General features: G+C 58.4%; 17 protein-coding genes. 6 read left to right on the forward strand and 11 right to left on the reverse strand.

Annotated elements, in window-relative coordinates; translation table 11 throughout:
- Positions 1-49 precede the first annotated feature (49 nt).
- Positions 50-889 (reverse strand): alpha/beta fold hydrolase, encoded by an 840-nt coding sequence (locus ACR0AG_RS02050; protein ID WP_480835942.1) that lies wholly within the window; start codon positions 887-889, stop codon positions 50-52.
- A 98-nt stretch (positions 890-987) separates the two neighbouring features.
- Between ACR0AG_RS02050 and ACR0AG_RS02055 the strand changes: the two genes are divergently transcribed.
- From ACR0AG_RS02055 to ACR0AG_RS02065, 3 genes are read left to right on the forward strand one after another with little or no spacing between them, the layout of a single operon-like run.
- On the forward strand, positions 988-1122 hold the full coding sequence (locus ACR0AG_RS02055; protein WP_480835943.1) for a hypothetical protein: 135 nt from the start codon (positions 988-990) through the stop codon (positions 1120-1122).
- Positions 1123-1148: 26 nt separating this feature from the next.
- Complete coding sequence (locus ACR0AG_RS02060; protein WP_480835945.1) at positions 1149-3380, forward strand: hybrid sensor histidine kinase/response regulator; 2232 nt, start codon at positions 1149-1151, stop codon at positions 3378-3380.
- Positions 3373-4086 carry a response regulator gene (locus ACR0AG_RS02065; RefSeq protein WP_480835947.1) on the forward strand — a complete coding sequence of 238 codons (714 nt, stop codon included), beginning with the start codon at positions 3373-3375 and terminating at the stop codon, positions 4084-4086. Before ACR0AG_RS02060 ends, ACR0AG_RS02065 begins: the two co-directional genes overlap by 8 nt.
- A 53-nt stretch (positions 4087-4139) precedes the next feature.
- Here the strand turns inward: ACR0AG_RS02065 and ACR0AG_RS02070 are convergent, their stop codons facing one another.
- The gene (locus ACR0AG_RS02070; protein ID WP_480835949.1) at positions 4140-5135 is read right to left on the reverse strand and encodes an OmpA family protein; all 996 of its coding nucleotides are present in this window, start codon (positions 5133-5135) and stop codon (positions 4140-4142) included.
- A gap of 88 nt (positions 5136-5223) precedes the next feature.
- On the opposite strand from ACR0AG_RS02070, the gene ACR0AG_RS02075 reads away from it, so the two are divergent.
- The gene (locus ACR0AG_RS02075; RefSeq protein ID WP_480835951.1) at positions 5224-6348 is read left to right on the forward strand and encodes a caspase family protein; all 1125 of its coding nucleotides are present in this window, start codon (positions 5224-5226) and stop codon (positions 6346-6348) included.
- A gap of 108 nt (positions 6349-6456) precedes the next feature.
- On the opposite strand, the gene ACR0AG_RS02080 is transcribed toward ACR0AG_RS02075, so the two are convergent.
- The 8 genes from ACR0AG_RS02080 to ACR0AG_RS02115 form a co-directional block, all read right to left on the reverse strand.
- A complete protein-coding gene (locus ACR0AG_RS02080) occupies positions 6457-6660 on the reverse strand; it encodes a hypothetical protein (RefSeq protein ID WP_480835952.1) in 204 nt (67 codons plus the stop codon).
- Positions 6661-6920: 260 nt separating this feature from the next.
- Positions 6921-8981: an adenylate/guanylate cyclase domain-containing protein gene (locus ACR0AG_RS02085; RefSeq protein ID WP_480835954.1), complete on the reverse strand. Its 2061-nt coding sequence runs from the start codon at positions 8979-8981 to the stop codon at positions 6921-6923.
- Between the two features lie 156 nt (positions 8982-9137).
- Positions 9138-9797, reverse strand: coding sequence for a DUF2461 domain-containing protein (locus ACR0AG_RS02090; RefSeq protein ID WP_480835955.1), 660 nt, complete (start codon positions 9795-9797; stop codon positions 9138-9140).
- 12 nt (positions 9798-9809) lie between these two features.
- Positions 9810-10154: a TfoX/Sxy family protein gene (locus ACR0AG_RS02095; RefSeq protein ID WP_480835957.1), complete on the reverse strand. Its 345-nt coding sequence runs from the start codon at positions 10152-10154 to the stop codon at positions 9810-9812.
- Positions 10154-10552: an MAPEG family protein gene (locus ACR0AG_RS02100; RefSeq protein WP_480835959.1), complete on the reverse strand. Its 399-nt coding sequence runs from the start codon at positions 10550-10552 to the stop codon at positions 10154-10156. The genes ACR0AG_RS02095 and ACR0AG_RS02100 overlap by 1 nt, the downstream gene beginning before the upstream one ends.
- 24 nt (positions 10553-10576) lie before the next feature.
- A complete protein-coding gene (locus ACR0AG_RS02105; protein WP_480835961.1) occupies positions 10577-10963 on the reverse strand; it encodes a VOC family protein in 387 nt (128 codons plus the stop codon).
- 69 nt (positions 10964-11032) lie between these two features.
- Complete coding sequence (locus tag ACR0AG_RS02110) at positions 11033-12268, reverse strand: RNA polymerase sigma factor (protein WP_480835963.1); 1236 nt, start codon at positions 12266-12268, stop codon at positions 11033-11035.
- 3 nt (positions 12269-12271) lie between these two features.
- The gene (locus ACR0AG_RS02115) at positions 12272-12643 is read right to left on the reverse strand and encodes a YciI family protein (RefSeq protein WP_480835966.1); all 372 of its coding nucleotides are present in this window, start codon (positions 12641-12643) and stop codon (positions 12272-12274) included.
- Positions 12644-12820: 177 nt separating this feature from the next.
- Between ACR0AG_RS02115 and ACR0AG_RS02120 the strand changes: the two genes are divergently transcribed.
- Together ACR0AG_RS02120 and ACR0AG_RS02125 are read left to right on the forward strand one after the other, a co-directional pair.
- Positions 12821-13015: a hypothetical protein gene (locus ACR0AG_RS02120; RefSeq protein ID WP_480835968.1), complete on the forward strand. Its 195-nt coding sequence runs from the start codon at positions 12821-12823 to the stop codon at positions 13013-13015.
- Positions 13012-13986, forward strand: coding sequence for a LuxR family transcriptional regulator (locus tag ACR0AG_RS02125; RefSeq protein WP_480835970.1), 975 nt, complete (start codon positions 13012-13014; stop codon positions 13984-13986). Before ACR0AG_RS02120 ends, ACR0AG_RS02125 begins: the two co-directional genes overlap by 4 nt.
- 241 nt (positions 13987-14227) lie before the next feature.
- Here ACR0AG_RS02125 and ACR0AG_RS02130 read toward each other — a convergent pair whose 3' ends face one another.
- The gene (locus tag ACR0AG_RS02130) at positions 14228-14911 is read right to left on the reverse strand and encodes a DnaA N-terminal domain-containing protein (RefSeq protein WP_480835972.1); all 684 of its coding nucleotides are present in this window, start codon (positions 14909-14911) and stop codon (positions 14228-14230) included.
- Positions 14912-15212: the final 301 nt, after the last annotated feature.

Raw genomic sequence — 15212 nt, forward strand, 5'->3', positions numbered from 1 at the left:
CGGCACCGCCGGTGGTTTCTAGGTTTGTCGCATCGCCGAAGCGCGCGGATTAAGCAGCTTGCCGCACCGGCCAGCTGATATTCATGACGGGCCGCTCAACGTTGGCAACGTGCTCAAGAATTCTCGAATTCACCCATTCCGGCTGAAAGACAGGCGCCATATGGCCAAGCTCCGGCAACAGGGCGATGCGCGCATTGGGCAAAGCCTTGGCAATCGCCACCGACACGTGCTGGGCGATCTCAGGGGATTCCAGCCCGGTCATCACCAGCGATGGCATCTGCAAGGCGGACAGCGCTGCCAGATCCCAGGTCTCCGCGAACCCGTTGGCAAAATCGCTCATGATCGAACCGATCTGCTGGGCAAAGCGCAGTTGAGCCGAAACCGGAAGTGCGTCCCAAAACCCGTCATCGTTCCAGAAGTCCAGAAAATGGTGAAACCCCGACGCGGCATCGCCATCCGCCGCCGCAGCCGTCACCTGGCCCGACAAAAGCTGGATCTGCCGAAACAGCCGCTGGCCTGCCTCGGACCCGTGCTTCAGGAAATGGAAGGTCGCGGGTTCATACAGCGTCAGGCTCTTGACCAGATCAGGCCGCATCAGCGCGATCTTGATGGCGACGCCACCGCCCATGGAATGCCCAACAAGATGCACGGGGCGTCCAAGCGCCTCGATTTCCCGGATCACGGGAACCGCGGCAATCGCGGCACCGGCCTGTGATGTATCGCCCGCCAGCGGGGCCTTGCCGTAACCAGGCAGATCAAAGGCGTGGACGTCAAAACGGCCCTCCAGATCAGCGGCCAGCCGGGCCCATTGCCCGCCGTTTGAAGCAGAAGAATGCAACGCGACAATCGGTGCGTTGGTGGTTTCAGAAGAACTCAGTGAAATGGTCATCGTACTTACCCAATAACAATTGCGATGACCCTTAACTGGGGTTCCAATGTTTCAATGTGATTTCGAAATGCGCTGCGAAATGTTTCAGTTGTAGCTCTGTGAACCGGATCACACAGCGCGGTATCCTGTTTGAAACGCGGCTCTTTTTGGGCAGAGTTATTTTAAAAGCTGCACCTTCTGAAACAATTGAAACACAAGATGCTGGATTTGAAATGGCACTGAAACATTGGTAACTTAAAAGATCAGGATGACGATTGGCATGGCAAACGATCTTGAAGAAATCGAGAAGGCGCGCGACCTTCTGCGAGACGCCATTGAATCGCTTAAAGAAGGGTTTGCACTCTACGACGATGATCGCCGTCTGGTCATGTTCAACCAACGCTATGCCGAGATGAACAAGGGCGTCGCGGACCTGCTGGCGCCGGGGCTGGATTGGGAAATTCTGATGCGCGAGACCGCGCGGCGGGGCATTTACGCGGACGCGATCGGAAACGAACAGCAATGGGTGTCCGACCGGCTGGCCAACGGGATCGAGTTCATCCAGGATTATGAACTGACGGAAACGGATGGCCGCACCTATCTGGTGTCGGTTCACCCCACGAAATACGGCGGTTTTGTTGTCACCCGCGAAGACATTACCGCGCGAAAACAGGCCGAGGTCGAAGAACGCGACGGCGACCTGTTGATCCGCAAGGTTCTGGATGCCAGCTCTGCCGTTGTGACCATGGCCCGGATCGGTGACGGCCAGATTCTCTATCGCACGCCCGCCGCCCTGCAAATGTTCGGGCCTGCGCGATCGGCGAAAGAGCATTATCTCAATCCCGATGAACGCGCGGATTTTATCACTCTGCTTCTGGCCGATGGACAGGTCAAAGATTACAAACTTGATCTGGTGAATGCCGAAGGAAGGGTCTTTCCGGCCTCGATCTCTTCGCAATTGATCGACTACAAGGGCGAAGAGGTCATCGTCACCAGCATCATCGACCTCACCGTCCAGAAAGAGGCCGACGCCATCATCCGCCAGGTCGTCGAGGCCTATCCAGCCGCCATCAACATGACCCACGCAGACACCGGCAAAGTGCTGTTCGCCACCCCGGAAATCCGCGCCCTGTTTGGCGACAGCGAAAGCTCCATGTCATATTATGCCGACCCCGAGGAACGCGTGCGCTATTTGAAGGACCTGCGGCAGGCCGGGTTCCTCAAAGACCGGCGGATGGAATTCGTCGACATCAATGGGCGCAAGTTCTGGGGCGCGGATTCTTCACGCCTGATCGAGTTTAACGGCGAGCAGGTCATTGTCTCAAACACGCGCGACCTGACCGACGAACTGGCCATCGAGGCCGAACTTGAAAAGCAGCGCGAGCTGGTGTTCCAGAACGAAAAGATGTCAGCCCTGGGCGAATTGCTGGCCGGCGTCGCGCATGAGCTGAACAACCCGCTTTCGGTGGTGGTCGGCCATTCGCTGATGCTGAAGGAAGAAATAACCGACCCCGATCTGACGGTGCGGATCGAAAAGATCGGCAATGCCGCGGAACGCTGCGCCAAGATTGTAAAGACCTTTCTTGCCATGGCGCGTCAGCAACCCAGCAAGATCGAACCGGTCGACGTGCCGGGCCTCGTTGAAACCGCCGCCGACGTCGCAGGATATGGCAGCACGTCCGGCGAGGTGCAGATCGTGCGGAACCTGCCCGCGGACCTGCCCCAGATCGCAGGCGATGCGGATCAGCTGACGCAGGTTATCCTGAACCTGATCATCAATGCCGAACAGGCCATGACCTCAAGCGGTGCGGGTGACCAGATCACGCTATCCGCCGAACTCAAGCCCGCCGCCGACATGGTCGAGATCACCGTCAGCGACAACGGGCCTGGCATACCCAAAGCCATCCGCGCCCGAATTTTCGAGCCGTTCTTTACAACCAAAGGCGTCGGTGACGGAACCGGTATAGGGCTGGCGTTCTGCCACCGGATCGTGCTGTCGCATGGTGGTCAGATCAGGCTGGACCAAACCGACAGCACCGGAACCTGTTTCCGGATCACGCTACCTGTTGCCAAATCGGAAGAAGACAAGCTGGATGAGCCCACCGAAACCCCATCGCCGCAATCCCAACAGCGCGTGCTGATCGTAGATGATGAAATCGAAGTGGGTGAGCTGCACGCAGAAATCCTCAGACGTGAGGGGTTTCACGTCGATTTCGCCTCATCCGGGGAAGAGGCGCTGAAACGGCTGCAATCCGGCAGCTACGATGTCTTCCTCAGCGATCTGAACATGCCGGGTGTGGATGGCCGCAAGATCTATGAAGCCCTGGTGGCACGCTTCCCCCACATGCTGGCACGCACGGCCTATATTACCGGAGACACGATGGGCGAAAGCTCTTTGGGATTATTGCAGGAATCCGGCCTTCCCTATCTGGAAAAACCCGTCTCGCCCTCTGAGCTCCGGGCACTGATCGGACAGCTTCTCGCGGATCAAGAGGATCATCCAAATGGATAATCAGAACACCCATATCCTGGTTTGCGATGACGAGGTCGACGTTCGCGAAATGCTGCAGGAATACCTGAGCAAACGCGGCTACCGGGTGTCGGCGGCCTCGGGCGGGGATGAGCTCAGGTCGATCATTCAGGCCGAAACCGTGGATGTCATGATCATGGACATCAATATGCCCAAAGAGGATGGGCTTTCCATCCTGCGCTCCCTGCGCCCGGATGTCACCACGCCGGTGATCATGCTTACGGCAGCGGGGGATGTTGTCGACCGGATCATCGGACTTGAGATGGGGGCCGATGATTATCTGGGCAAACCCGTCGACCTGCGCGAACTTGAGGCCCGGATCAAGGCCATCCTGCGGCGCGGGGCCATCACCGAAACCGCGTCCGCCACCGGCGACGGCAGCAGCAGCACGGTTTTCGGTGAATACACGCTCGACAAGGATGCCGCAAAACTGTTCTCGGCGGACGGATCCGAAGTTCAGTTGACCGCGATGGAATATCGCCTGCTCAAGGTGTTTGCAGAAAACAAGGGGCGGGTTCTGAACCGCGACCAGCTGTTGGAACAAGCCCATGACCGATCCTGGGACCCGTTCGATCGCAGCATCGATATCCGAATTTCAAGGCTGCGCCGGAAGATTGAAACCAATCCCGAAAAACCGGAAATCATCAGAACCGTCCGGGGGATCGGGTATCTCTACGACCCGCAATAGTTGGAAGGGTTGCGCTTGCGTTTCACAAACCCGGCCAATCCCTAAAGTCCCGATCAGAACCTGAGCGGCACAAACTCGATCCGGCGGTTCTTCCAGCGCCCGCGGCGGGTGGCGTTATCCGCGATGGGGCGGTCTTCGCCAAAACCGGTGGCATTCAAACGCGTTGGATCAACCCCTTTGTTGGCCAGATAGATCACCACCTCTGCCGCGCGCCCAACCGAAAGCCGCCGGTTCAGCTGCGCCGGGCCGCGATCATCCGTGTGGCCTTCGATCCGCAAATTGATCGCCGGGCAGGATTGCATCGTTTCGGCCATCGCGTCCAGCAAAGAATAGGATTTCGTCTCAAGCTGCACCGAGCCGCTGGTGAAATAGACCTGATCGCTTTCGCCGATTGTCTTGATCTGTTGCGCACAGACGTTGAACCGCTCCGGGTCCAGAGCGACCGGCTGGCCGCTGACAGGATTAGCCTTGAACACAAGCTCAAAACTCACCTCGGCCTTCGGCAGAATGTCGACCCTAGCCACGCGCTCAAGGGTTTCAAGATTGCTCAGGTAATCGAACGCGGCAAGGTCCAGCACGATGGGGGCCTGCGATGCCAGCAGAATGACATCCTGCGCGATCACGATCAGGTCCAGCGTGGTGTCGATCTCTTGTGATATGTCGTTCAGCGTCAGCGTCACCGGTTGCGCCACCTGCACACGGTCTCCGGTCCGCAGCCCGCTCACAAGCTGCGGATCGATCGTGGCGGTCACGGTCGCCTGGGGCCGGCGAAAACTTTCAAGCAGCAGGTACCGGACCCGTGCATCCCGCAGCGCGTCGCCCGAGTTGATCGCATCCAGAGAAACGGCAATCTCGACCACCCCGTCGCTGGCAATTGCGCCCTGCATCTCGGTGGCGAAACGCACCGGATCCGCTTTGCCCGCCTGGGCCGAAAAACTCAGAGAGGATGCAGTCGCTTCCAGTTCCCAACCCTCGCCAAAAGGCGCGGCAGCAAGCGATGCGCTGAATGCGGTCAGAACAGTGGCACATAGGCCCAGGAAGCGCAGCATGCTTTAATTACCTTTCTGTTTGAATAAAGTTTATGAGTCGGTTGTTTCCATCACAAGGCCGCGAGGTGCCTGTCTGAAAGGACAACAAATGAAAGCTGTTATTTATTCAAATGTATTTCTTCGGTGGCTGCTGGCGCCGCTCGTTGCATTGATGACCGTGATGAGCTTTTCGTCCATGGCAGACACCGACGGCCCGCGCGTCGCGCTGGTGGTGGGCAACGCCGATTACACGCATATTGGCGCGCTCGATAATCCGGAAAATGATGCACACCTGATCGGGGGGGTGCTCGAGGATGCGGGCTTCGAAGTCACCTATCTGCTGAATGCAACGCAGCAAGAACTGGAAACCGCCATTGTCGAGCTTGGGCGCACCATTCGGGCGCGCGGGCCCGAAACGACCGGGCTGTTCTACTTTGCGGGCCACGGCGTGCAATCGCGGGGCAAGAATTTTCTGATGCCGGTGGATGCCGCACTGAGTGATGAGGCCGAGCTGGATCTTGTCGGCACTCAGGCCGATGTGGTGCTGCGCCAGATGGGCACCGCCAAGAACCGCACAAATATCGTGATCCTCGACGCCTGTCGGAACAACCCTTTCGCTGCCGTGCAGGGCATGGAGGCCAACGGGCTGGCCAAGATGAACCCATCCCCCGGAACATTCCTGTCTTATGCCACCGGACCCGGGGATGTCGCCCTGGACGGTCTGGGCCAGAACAGCCCGTTCAGCGCGGCGTTGGCGGCAGAAATGCAAAAGCCCGATCAGGCCATCGAGCAGGTTTTCAAAGAGGTGCGCATTCGCGTTGTCGAAGAAACACACGGCATTCAGACGCCGTGGGACACTTCGCTGCTGACCTCGGATTTCGTATTCTCACGGCCGGGCGTCACACCCGATGCCGAATCCCTGCTTTGGGCCGAAGTGCGTGACACGGGGAATGTGCGCGACATCGTTCGCTTTCTGCGCACGTATCCCAGCGGACGCTTCGCCCCGGATGCCCGCGCGCGGCTTGATCAGTCTATCCGGCTGTCCTCGGCCGACACGACCCGCGCACTTCGCCTGGTCACCGCCACGCCACAGGATCAGGACCTTGATCTGTTCCAACAGGCGCTGCAATCGGGCGACGCTGTGGATTACAAGGCGTACCTGACCGCCTTTCCAAACGGTGTCTATGCCGAGCTGGCCCGCCTGGAACTTGAGGCGCTGCAACCTTCCGATTGATCCCAAAGGATCGGACCGCCAGTTCAGCCAAGCCATCTTTTCCCCGTTAGGCCAAAGCCTGCTGGCCGAGGGCAGAGACCGCTTAGCGACCCTGCCCTCGGGTTCCGGTCAAAAGGGAAACCGGTGCCGTTCAGGGGGCGGCCGCACAACCTCGGGCGGCAGGCCCACGTCTTTTCTCAGATAATCCGGCAATTCAGGCTGTTTGCGGATGACCGGATGTTCCCGGTCCGGCCGCAGCGCCAGAATGGCCACCAGCCGCAGCAAAAGACCGTGCGACCGACTGAAGGGGATAAAAAGGGATATGCTTGGCATTTTCACTCTCCATGGATGATGGAAAGCCGCCACATGAGGAAAACACTAAAAAAGGCCGCTCATGAGGCGGCCTTCAGATTGGAAACCTGTCAGACCGCTTTAACGGACAACTGCGCCTGGCACGCAAAGTATGAAAGTCTGACGATTCAACATGTCTGATCCTTCCTGAATCAGGGTTTCCGGAGCCACTGAGTATCAGATGGATACTTCTCGCTCAACAACCAATGCGCGTATTGGTCGAATTTTTGCTGGATCGTGATCTAGGGCTTCTTGTCCGTGTGCTGAACTGCGTCCCAACCTTCGGGCGGTGGGTTGTCCATAAGCGACCGCGTGCGGGCCATCATGGCCGATGAGACGGGATCGCCACCGCGGGACTCATCCGCAGATCGAAAGGCGGCAATCGCCTGTTCGAATTGCCCTGCCCGATACTGCGCCAAGCCCTGTTCATAAAGCGCAATCCATGACGGTGTGCCGTCCATTTCGTCGGCCATTGCGATTAGCTCATAGACCACCAGCTCTTCGCTGCGACCGAACACGGCCAAAGTGTCCAGCTCGCGCACCACAATGGCCTCTGCCGCCTGGCGTCGCGTTTCCGGGCCGATCAGGATCAGGGATCCGTAATCCTTGTTGGCCCCCTCCAACCGGCTGGCTACGTTCACCACATCGCCAATGGCTGTGTAGTTCAAACGCTGCTCGGATCCGATATTGCCAACCAGCGCCTCGCCGCTGTTCAATCCGATCCGAACGCGCAGAGGATTGCCGGCGTCATCCTCGATCCCGGCCTCATCCACGGCGGCCACAAGATCCAGCGCGGCACGGCAGGCATGTTCGGCGTGTTTGGCATCCCGAAGCGGCGCCCCCCAGAACGCCATCACCCCGTCCCCGATGAATTTGTCGATTGTCCCGCCGTTGCGCGCAATAGCGGCGGAAACCGCGCTAAAGAACGGCTCCATCAACTGGGCGACTTTGGGGCCCAGCTTTTCGGCCAGACCTGTGAAGCCCGCAACATCGCAAAACAGGACTGAGATCTGTTTCAAATCCCCGCCCGGCTGCGTGTTGATCCCTTCGGCCACCAGCATACGCACCAGATCGGTCGGGACATATTTGCGAAAGGCCGATAGGCCCGCCGCCATGCTTGCGGTCGCGGCCGAAAGGTTCTCAAGTTCAGACAGTTTCGAGGGCCTGCGCGAAATGCGTTCGACGTCAAAGCGTTCGATCTTGCTGAGGTCTTCGGCAATGTCTGACAGCGGGTTGGCGACCACACGTCTGACCAGCCAGATGGCCAGACCGGTCGCAATCACAACCGCGCCGATCAGGATATAGATCAGGTTGATCAGCGTCTGGTCGATATCCGACAGAAACGCAGCCTCGGGTATGACCGTGGCCACGCGCCAGCCATAGAACCCCAGCGGTGTCAGAGCCACAGCATAAGGCACGTCGTCGATGACAATACGCTTTGTAGACGTGCCCACCGCATTTCCTTCGGGCCCACCCAGCAATGTATGACCGGCCATTTTGGCGACCTCATACAACTCTCCCTCGCCCATGCGCGCGGGTGTAACCTCATCCGCCTGCGCATCCGGTACCGCAATGACCTTGCCATCGGCATCCAGAATGAACGCGGCACCGAATTCGCCCGGCGCAAGGGTTGCCAAAAAGCGCGACAGCCGGTCCGTTTCGATGGCGACGGCCAGAACGCCCTGTCGCTGGCGATTGACATCTATCGGTCCGGCATAGGCGTAAATCGTCCGGTCGCTGCCCGGAAGATCCCGCGCCTCGATCCAACCCGAAGACCCAAGGCCCATGAAGTTTTCAAACCACGCGTGGTCGCGCGGGTCATAGTCTGTTTCGGTAAAGGTGCGCTCTTCAAACTGAATGTCGCCGGGGATGAAGATATAACGGTCGCGGCGCAGCATCCGGTCGCGGATATCACTGTCGATCTCGATCATCTCAAGCCCGCCGTCGCCCAACCGGTGCGAGGCAAAGAAGTTCCCGTCCGGCCAGCCAAAGAACATCCACGAGATATTCGGCTGCGCCTGCAATTGCGACAGAAACACGAATTCTCGTTTGTCCGCCTGCCGCGTAGCGATGACGTTTTGAACAAAGATCGTGCGCACAGCGGCCCAGGCCGCCTCAGCCGAGCGGAGCGTGACCCCGACCTCGATCCGGACCGTGTTTGCAATCTGGCCGTTGATTTCGGCGGCCAGCATACGGCTGTTGTCGCGCGCCGTTGTCCACCACAGCGAATGAACAATAAACGTCGATACGCCAATCGAGAAGGCGACCAGAATTGAGACGGCAATGCCAACGCTGATGCGCATGCTTGCTCCGCGAATGGTGACAGGTGATCCAGTTTTGAATTGAGACAACCCGGAGCGCAAAGCTTAGTTTGCAATTGCGCAGGAAAATCACGCAAGTGTTAGGAATTGGCATATGTAATATGGGCGCCAGACGCCTCTGGTTCTGGCAGCGCCCGGTTAACCGACCCGCGACAACAGCTGAAATACTGGCATCAGCTTGGCGAACTCCGCAGCTGTGCGCTCCACCAACTTGGGTTCCAGTGCGAACGCGGGCAACGGCATATCCGTCCAGACCGCAAACCCCTTGCGCCGCAGCGCCTCTGCGTGCGGGTGGACCTTGTCGAACCCGGACGGCACGCGTTTCAATTCAGGCTCGGCGATTCTGTACCCCTGCGCGCGCATCTTTGTCGTGATCTGGACTAGCTCGGCCCCCATCGGGCTCGCCATCGCATCGCGAAACCCATCCAGCGCAGCTTTCTCATACTGGAACACGCCGCAACCCAGCGACAGCTTGTCGGGTGCCAGCCCAAAGAACCACATCGGCGGCTGACCCCCCTGCCCCACCGGCATGAACGCAATATGCAGATGTGCGTTATAGGGGGTCTTGTCCTTGGAGAACCGGACGTCGCGGTGGATGCGAAAGATCTTGCTGCCATGATCCTGCCCCGTCAGGTCCTGTAGGGCCGAGGCCATATCTTCGGCAAACAATTTGCCGGGCACCTTCAGGTGGGTTTCGTAAATCGGCTTATGCGCCGCGAACCAATCCTTAGTATTGTTGGCCTTCAGCTCTGACAAAAACCCAAGCGCCTCGGCAGAAAAACAGTCAAATTGGGCCATGGTGTCCTCCGTTCACTCTTTTGCGGGCAGCGCCGCTGCGTGTTCAAGGCACAGATGCAACCATCGCCCCAGCGCGGCGTCATCACAATCCGACGCATCCACACGGACAAAACCGCCCAGCTTGCGGGTTCCGTGGATCACGGCATGGGCGGTGGGGTCCTGCAACGCGGCGGCCTCATTCTTCTTGCCCACGCGGAACATGAACCGGCCCACGCCGTCGGTGTGACGCCGCGCACCACACAGCATGTTGCCGTTCAAAAAGAAGCACTGACCCCCCATCATCCGCTTTTCGGAAATGCCCACATGCGCGGCCAAAGCGTCTCGCATGCGGGTGTTGAGGGTTTCATCCACGGGCATCAGGTGCCGACCCACAGGTGCCACAGGATCGCCACCGCAAGCACCAGCATGGTCAGTGTCGTCAGCGCCGCGCCAACCGCGCGCCCCATACCGTTGATCGAGGCGCTGAGGCTGAAATAGTGCACAAGCCGGGCCAACAGCAGGACAGCACCGCAAGCCGCAACCAGCCAGGTTGGGGTTCCCGCGATCTCGGCCCCGGCCAGCGCCAAAAGGGCAAGCGGCACATATTCGATGAAATTGCCATGTGCCCGCATCAGCCGCAGCAGGCTTTCATCCTCGCCGTGCAGCAAAGGGATCCCGGTTCTGGTACGCCGCACGCCAACAGCGATGGCCATCGGGATGCTCATCAGGACAAAAATGGCTGTGACGGCCAGCGCGATCTGGGGAACCTGTTCCATGTGATGCCTCCTTTCCAGTCGAGGTTACGACGCCATGCTTTCATAGGTGATCAGCGCAAATCGCGCGCCTTGCGGATCGGTCAACGTGGCCATACGGCCAACCCCCGGCATGTCCATCGCGGGCTGAATGATCGCAGCGCCTTTGGCCTCAGCCTTTGCGACGCTGGCATCCACATCGGCCACCGTGAAAAAAATCGTCCAGCTTCCCTGATCCTCGGGCATGGGGGAAAAGCCACCAATGGCGGTTTCTCCCACAACGGCGGCGGAATAGCTGGATCCGTCCTGCATCGGCATGTCGTTGATCGTCCAGCCCAGCACATCCTGATAGAACGCTTTGGCTTTGCCCTGATCCGGGCCGGAATGTCCGATCCAGCCGGAATTTCCGACGATGGTCATTTCAAGAATACTCATTTCAGATCTCCCTTGGTTACGCCCGCCACAGACGGGTCTGATCCAAGGACGCGTGACGTACCGCGATCCCTACACGCGGCTCAGCTTTTTCTGGCTGAGGGAAATTTTTTCAAGGATCGCAACACGTTCAAGGCTTGTCGGGCTCAGTGTCAGAACGGTTTCAAACGCCGCAATCGCCGCGCGGTGATCGCCTGCATCCTGCAACAGCCCGCCCCGCATCGCGTGAAACCAACGGTACGAGGACAGCTCAGACGCCAAAGGCTCCATCTCTTTCAGCGCGTGATGGGGCCCATGCAGCTTGGCCTGCGCCGCAATCTGATTGAGACGAACCACTGGCGTCGGCTGCAAAGCATATAAGGCCGCGTAATGGCTTTCGATCGATGCCCAATCCGTATCCCGGTCCGAAGCCGCCCTTGCATGTGTCGCCGCAATCGCCGCCTGGATGATGTAGGCACCGTGATGGCCCGTCCGATGCGCCTTTTGCAAAAGGCCTGTCGCCTCAGCGATTTCCGCGCGGTTCCACAGCCTACGGTCCTGATCGTCCAGTGCGACAAGCTTGCCTTGGGGATCAATGCGCGCATCGCGCCGGGCATGTTGAAACAGCAAAAGCGCCAGCAAAGCGGCCTGTTCGCCCATGGCCGGAAACAACGCGGCCAGCAGACGCGCCAACCGGATCGCTTCCTCGCACAAGGTCAGCCTGATCTGCGTGGTCCCGGCTGAGGTCGACCACCCTTCGCTGAACATCAGGTAGACCATCAGCGATACTTCACCCAGCCGCGCGCCCCGCTCCGCTGGGCTTGGCGTTTCAAAGGCAACCGGGCTCAGCGCGATTTTCTTTTTCGCCCGGGTGATCCGCTGTTCCATGGTTTTGGGTTTGATCAGAAACCCGCGTGCAATCTCATCCACGTTCAATCCCAGAACCACCCGCAGGGCCAGGGCAATCTGGTCGCGCCGGTCAAGCTCTTGGTGACAGCAGATAAACAGCAGCCGCAACACATCATCGCGCATCTCATCGGGGTCCGGTGTCTCGGCGGGCATCGGCTGAAATTCCTCGGTATGGCGTGACAGAATGGCCGCGCGGCGCTGTGAAGTGCGCACACGGTCCAGACCCGCATTGCGCGCGGTTGTCAGCAGCCACGCCAACGGATCACGGGGAGCGCCATCCTTGGGCCAAACCGTCAGCGCCTTTAGGCACGCATCGGCAAATGCTTCTTCCGCCATGTCGATTTCGCGAAAATACCGGGTCAGCGCGGCGATCGCGCGCGGGCGGTGCAAGGTGAATGTGGCCTCCAGCCAGTCCGACATGCCCTAGTCCGAAGACATCACACCACCGGCCCATGCCACCGGTCGCACCTCAAGCCGGGCAACGGGGGAAGAGATCATCTTGGCATATCCCAGCGCCTCATCCAGGTCCTTGAACTCGGCGGCATAAAACCCAAGGAAGTTCTCTTTGGTTTCGGCAAACGGGCCATCGGTGATCAGCGGAGCCGCGCCTTCGGTCGGGGCGGGTTCGACCATCACAGCCGAGGTCGGAGGCATCAGCTTCATCGTCACGAACTCTCCGCGCTCGCGCAGCGCCTCCTGCAGGACACCATGACCTGCCATCACTTCTTGCTGGCGGTCCTCGGGCAGCGCTTCAAACGCGCCTGCCTCACCAAAAATCGTGATCGTGTAAATCATCTCACCCTCCGTCGATTGGTCACATGCTGCAAGGACGCGCGACAAGTTGCAAATCCGACAGGCCCGAACCCCTGAGACACAGATTATTTGCAGGCTGTGGTCACTTTGGGTGACAACGCTGTTTCTGCTTTTCTGCCAAAGCTTCGACCAAAGCGACGGTTGATCGGAGTGCAGAAGATGGACCCCTTGCATATGAAAGCCGCCAGTGATGTCCTTTCGACGCGGCAAAGCGAAGATCAGTTCTACGCCATGCACAGCTGCAATTGGCTGCATATCTTCCGCAATATACTGCGGTGTTTCACCCGACGCGACCCGGCCCTAAGGTATGATCCAAGGCGGATGAAGCAAATGGCGGGCAAACACCACCCATGACGGTACCCAATGAAGTGTCGGATCAAAACGCGGCCATTATGGACGTGATCCAGCGCGAGACCCGGGCGTTTCTGCAGCAGGATTTCGACACCTGGGCTGCGTGTTGGGTTCATGACGATCGCACGCGCGAGGTCTGCGTTTCGTCCTCTTTCGGCGCCACGGTGCATGAAGGGTGGGATAAGCTCAGCACCTATATGCGGCAAGTGATGGATAGCGGCGCAGTCTGCAAAATCTCAGATGTTCAGCGTGCCAATATCTCGATCACCATGTCCGGGGGCATGGCGCATGTCGTCTTTGATGAAACCTCACGCAACATCGATGGCCGGATCGAAAACACATTCGAAACCCGCGTTCTGCTGCGTTCCGAAGGCATGTGGCGCATCCTCTATGCCTCGTTCATTCTGCGAGGACACCAATATGTGGACACGACCAGACTGGTTGTTGACGCCAAAGGCGATGTTCTGAGCCTCCCGGCTGAGGCCCGCGCCCATCTGGACCGCCACGCAGCGCTTCGGATTTCAAACAACCGGCTGCGCGGCTCCAAACCCGCATGGGATAAAATCCTGCAAGACGGGCTGAAACTTGCCGCCGAACAACACGGATATTTCCAGCATTACAAATACATGACCGAAAGTGGCCGGAATTTCAGGCTGCCCATCGTGTTCGGAGAAACCGATGATGGCGGTGTCGCCCTTTGCGTTTTGTTTGTCCGGGATGGTATGACCTTTGTCGAAACCCGCACAGATGGGGATATCGACGAACGCCTGAGTGTCGCAAAATCCATCTTCGGGCTGTCTGACGGACAAATGCTTCTTGCGCATCGGATCGTGGCCGGAGACAGCCTCAGGGCAGCGTCCGAATTACTGGGGATCAGTTTCAACACCGCCAGAACACACCTGTCACGTATCTACGTCAAAACCGGCGTGAACTCTCAAACCGCCCTGGTTCGAACGCTTCTCAGCGTGGGCTGAGCAGACACCGATAATGTCCATCTTTGTCCTGTCATCCCGGATTCAGCCAATGACGGGTTCACCGGCGGGCGGCAGGATACGCAGCTCAGCCGGTGCAGCGTCGCATTGAAATTCAGGTTGACCGGATATTGGTTACTTCCAAGCCACAATGCGCAAGAACGATATACATTGATCAAATAATATCCATTTTTCATTAGTAATGATCATCACATCCGCTCAGCCCACGGCTCGTCCAGCGCGGTTACTTGGCGGATTCAATACGAAGGTCCCGAATTTCGGGATTAATCCGGCTGTAGATGCCCAACAGTTTCTCTGACCAATTGCGTGAGATGTATTCCGCTTCAAACCGTGACGGTGCAATCAGCGTCACGGTGCCCCCTGCCCTGTCGGCTTGGCTGAGATGCCGGAACCAGCTGGTCCACAGTTCGGGGTCACGGCTGTGAAGGATGCTTTGAACCTGTATCCAGACGTCATCCTCGGTTTCTTCGGGTTCAAAGGGTTTGGCCTTGAACGGCACAACGTTTGTCTCTGTCTCGGGCTCTTCCGTCATGCGCGCCACAAAATCGCGCCCAATCGTAGGCCAAACCTCGGAGGTGTCGCGCATCATCTGTGCCAGATCCAGCTGATACACGGCCACCCGTCCGCGCGCAGCTGGGCGTTTGACTGAGATCCATCCCAACGCGCGCAGCTTGGCCATTTCACGCTTTACCGTGCGTTCATTCACGAACCAGAGCCGCGCAATCTCCTCACGTCCGATCGACAGCTCATTGCTGCGCCAGTTATAGCGGGTGGTGATCAGTACAAGGATGCGCAGAATGAGACGCTGGCGGTGTTTGTCGCCCGACAAGGCATGTACGGTCAGCGCGGACAGAATATCATATTTTATGGCAGGCGCATTTCGCCCGACCGGTTTCGCAACCTGCATTCTCGTTCTCACAGCTCTGTCTGCCTCTGACGGGTAATACCGCCCTATTCGCGCCGTTTGCCAACGCTTTTCATCATGTTGACCTGATTAGCGTCCAAAGCTTCGATTCTGTCAAGAGAAGAGTGTTTCGACGCAGACTTGGTCCTAAAATCAGAACCCTAATTTTAAAGAAATAGGTGAAGCAATGGTGATGGGGGACAGTCTGAATGTCCCCTTATTGAATCTTTGTGTCCCCCTATATCAACGGTTGAGCTAGATTGTGACCCCCTAAATCTGGGAGGATCTACCATATCGGGCTAGA

It is taken from the genome of Ruegeria sp. H6 (genome assembly GCF_056532975.1).